This is a genomic window from Pseudomonas sp. SDO5522_S412, assembly GCF_054071215.1.
Genome location: NZ_JBSVWQ010000367.1, coordinates 1 through 3,455, shown reverse-complemented (window position 1 = coordinate 3,455; position 3,455 = coordinate 1). Strand labels below are relative to the sequence as shown.

The 3,455-nt window shown below is 61.0% G+C and carries 4 protein-coding genes; all 4 read right to left on the bottom strand.

Features of this window, described 5'->3' with window-relative positions; translation table 11 throughout:
• Positions 1–113 precede the first annotated feature (113 nt).
• Genes ACW9I6_RS31510 through ACW9I6_RS31495 form a run of 4 tightly spaced genes read right to left on the bottom strand, consistent with a single transcriptional unit; the run spans position 114 to position 3,344 of the window.
• Positions 114–740: a class I SAM-dependent methyltransferase gene (locus tag ACW9I6_RS31510; protein WP_177021017.1), complete on the bottom strand. Its 627-nt coding sequence runs from the start codon at positions 738–740 to the stop codon at positions 114–116.
• A 39-nt stretch (positions 741–779) separates the two neighbouring features.
• Positions 780–1,424: a methionine ABC transporter permease gene (locus tag ACW9I6_RS31505; protein WP_003211840.1), complete on the bottom strand. Its 645-nt coding sequence runs from the start codon at positions 1,422–1,424 to the stop codon at positions 780–782.
• Entirely contained in the window at positions 1,414–2,532 is a 1,119-nt protein-coding gene (locus ACW9I6_RS31500; RefSeq protein WP_457340212.1) for a methionine ABC transporter ATP-binding protein, read from the bottom strand. The genes ACW9I6_RS31505 and ACW9I6_RS31500 overlap by 11 nt, the downstream gene beginning before the upstream one ends.
• Positions 2,529–3,344, bottom strand: coding sequence for a MetQ/NlpA family ABC transporter substrate-binding protein (locus tag ACW9I6_RS31495; RefSeq protein ID WP_003211844.1), 816 nt, complete (start codon positions 3,342–3,344; stop codon positions 2,529–2,531). The genes ACW9I6_RS31500 and ACW9I6_RS31495 overlap by 4 nt, the downstream gene beginning before the upstream one ends.
• Positions 3,345–3,455 lie beyond the last annotated feature (111 nt).

Sequence of the window (3,455 nt, the reverse complement as noted above, 5' to 3'; positions counted from 1 at the left end):
GGATTAGTGGCGGCTGTGAGTCCTTCGCGAGCAAGCCCGCTCCCACAGGGAAATGCATTCCAAAATGTGGGAGCGGGCTTGCTCGCGAAGGCGTAAGCCCAAACAACAAAGACCTACAGCTTGCGCCACACACTCGCCAGCCACGGCTGTTGTTCCCGAGGCAATCCCGCTGGCCGGTAGTAATGCTCCAACTCCACAAACCCCGCAGCCGTCAGCAATTCCTGCCACGCCTGCAAGTCGTGATACGAGCCATACCGCGGCCCATTCCAGCCCTCCTGGTTTTCACCCCGAGGGTTTGAGCTGAACAACACTCCACCGACCTTCAACGCCCCATGCAACTGCCCAAGAATGCGCGGCAGTTCCTGCTTGGGAATATGAAACAGCACCGCATTGGCGAAGATCCCGTCGAAACGGCCGGCCGGCAAATCCAGCTTCAGGAAGTCCTGTTGCAGCACTTCACAGCCGCTGTCTTCCCGGGCCATCTGTGCAAAGCGCTCCGAACCATCGAGCCCCACCGCGATGTGGCCCATGCGGGTAAACGTCTGCAAATCCCGCCCCGGCCCGCAGCCGAAGTCCAGCACGGTAAACGGTGCGTCGCCCTGGATATGCCGCAGCAACGCATCAATGTTCTGGCTCACATCGTGATCGCGGGTGCCTTCACGAAAATCCTCGGCCACTTTGTTGTAGTGGCCAAGGGTGGTGGAGGTGATCTGGTCGAGGTCGTCGGGGGCGAGTTTCATGGCAGGTTATACCGGGCGCTGAGATGGCCCGACTATACCTCACCTCTTGTTCAGAACCCTGGCCAACCGATCGCCGCCCAACTGAATCACCGCTACCAGGATCACCAGCAGCACAATCACGGTGAGCATGATCTGCGTGTCAAAACGCTGATAGCCATAGCGATAGGCAATATCCCCCAGCCCACCGGCGCCAATTGCGCCGGCCATGGCCGAGGAGTTGATCATCGTCACCAGGGTAATCGTGAACCCGCCGACAATCCCCGGCAGCGCCTCCGGCAGCAGCACATGCCAGACGATATGCCAGCGCCGGCAACCCATGGCTTGCGCCGCTTCGATCAAGCCGTGATCGACTTCGCGCAAGCTGACTTCGGCGATCCGCGCAAAGAACGGCGTGGCCGCGATGGTCAACGGCACCACCGCCGCCCACACGCCATAGGTGGTGCCGACGATCAACCGGGTGAACGGAATCAGCGCCACCATCAAAATCAAAAACGGGATCGAGCGGAACAGGTTAACGAACGCCCCCAGCACCCGATTCAAGGCAGGCGCCTGATAGATGCCGCCCTTGTCGCTGGTCACCAGGAACACCGCCAGCGGAATCCCCACCAGCAATGCAATCAACGACGACACTCCGACCATCAACAGTGTGTCGATGGCGCCCTGCAATAAACGATCAAACCACATAGCCCAGCACCTCCACCTGTTGTGCCCAGCGCCCGGCGCGGCTGCGCAGTTCTACGGCGGTCAGGGACGAGCCGCTCACCGCCAGCAGCAATTGCCCCAAGGCGTGGCCCTGGATGCGTTCCACACCGCCTTGCAGCAAGCGCACGCGCCCGCCGAGGGCGCTGAACAACGCAGCAAGATCGGGTTCGTCTTCGGCACTGCCAGTCAGTTGCAAGCGCAGCACCACGGCGGCGTCCTTTGAGGTCGGATTGGCCTGCAGGCGGCTTTGCAACTCTTCAGGCAGGCCATGTTGCAGCGGCGCCAGCAGGGTTTTACTGACCTCATGCTGCGGGTTGCCGAACACTTCCCACACCGGACCTTGCTCGACCACATGGCCGTGTTCCAGCACCACCACGCGGTCGCAGATTTCGCGAATCACGGCCATTTCGTGGGTGATCAGCACGATGGTCAAGCCCAGGCGTTTGTTGATCTCCCGCAGCAGGCCGAGGATGGATTGCGTGGTCTCAGGGTCGAGCGCCGAAGTGGCTTCGTCGCACAACAGAATCTGTGGGTCATGCACCAGTGAGCGGGCGATGCCCACCCGCTGTTTCTGCCCGCCGGACAGCTGGGCCGGGTAAGCCTGGTGCTTATCCTGCAAACCGACCAATTCCAGCAGTTCACGCACCTTCTTCTCGCGCTGCTCCTTGGGCACGCCTGCGACTTTCAACGGCAGTTCGACGTTCTGCCACACAGTCTTGGCCGACATCAGGTTGAAGTGCTGGAAGATCATGCCGATGCGTCGGCGCAGGGCGACCAGGCGGTCTTCGTCGAAGTCGCCGATGTCCACCTGGTCAATCAATACCCGGCCGCTGCTCGGTTGTTCCAGGCGGTTGATGGTGCGGATCAGCGACGACTTGCCGGCGCCGCTGCGGCCGATGATGCCGAAGACTTCGCCGCGCTGGATCGCCAGGTCGATGCCTTGCAGGGCGGGCACGGATTGGCCGTCATAGGTCTTGCCCAGGTTGATAAAGCGCACGTGCGCGCGGTTCAGGTCCGGGTGCAGTTCTGTCTGCTCGGCGTCCCTGGGCGGCAGGCCCAGGTCGCGCAGTTGAGAGTGGGCGGCGGTCATTTTTTATCTTCCCAGCCCACTTGGTAGAGCTTGCCAAGGGATTTATCCAACGCGGCGCGTACCACCGGCGAGTGCTGGTAGATGTCGACGAACTTGATCACCCGCGGGTCGGTTTTGCTCTTGGGCTGGACCACGAACTGGATCACGTATTCCGGGTGGTCGAGGCCGTCGAACAGCAGCGCCGACTCGGCATCGAAGGTCTTGGACAGGCGGATATACGCCGGGTAGCCCTGCACCAGGTCGGCGTCGTCATAAGCGCGCACCAGTTGCACGGCTTCGACTTGCAGGATCTTGATCTTCTTCGGGTTGGTGACGATGTCTTCTTCAGTGGCCTTGTAGCCCACGCCCGGCTTGAGCGTGATCAAGCCGGCCTTGGCCAGCAGTTGCAAGCCGCGACCGCTGTTGATCGGGTCGTTGGCAATCGCCACGCTGGCGCCCTGGGGCAGGTCGTTGATGCTCTTGTACTTCTTCGAATACAGCCCGACGTTGTTGATGATGCCCGGCGCGTACGGCACCAGGTCAAAGCCTGCAGCGGCCTTGGCGTTTTCCAAAAACGGGATGTGCTGGAAGTAGTTCACGTCGATATCGCCGGCTGCCAGGCTGACGTTGGGTGCGATCCAGTCGGTGAATTCCACCAGTTCGACTTTCAAACCCTGTTTGCCGGCCTCTTCGACGGCGGCTTCCAGGGGAATGGCGAAGGCGGCGGTGGTGCCGACTTTCAACGGTGCGTCAGCGGCGAATACCGCCGAGCTGAACAATCCGAGGGCGAGAGCCAGTGCTTTGACTGGGTGGCTGAGCAATGTTTTTTTCATAGTGGATTTCCAGTCATAAGGTGTGAGTGCAAACAACTCGGTCAACTGTGGGAGCGGGTTTGCTCGCGAAAGCGGTGTGTCAGTGAATGCATCCGGCGACTGATACAGCGC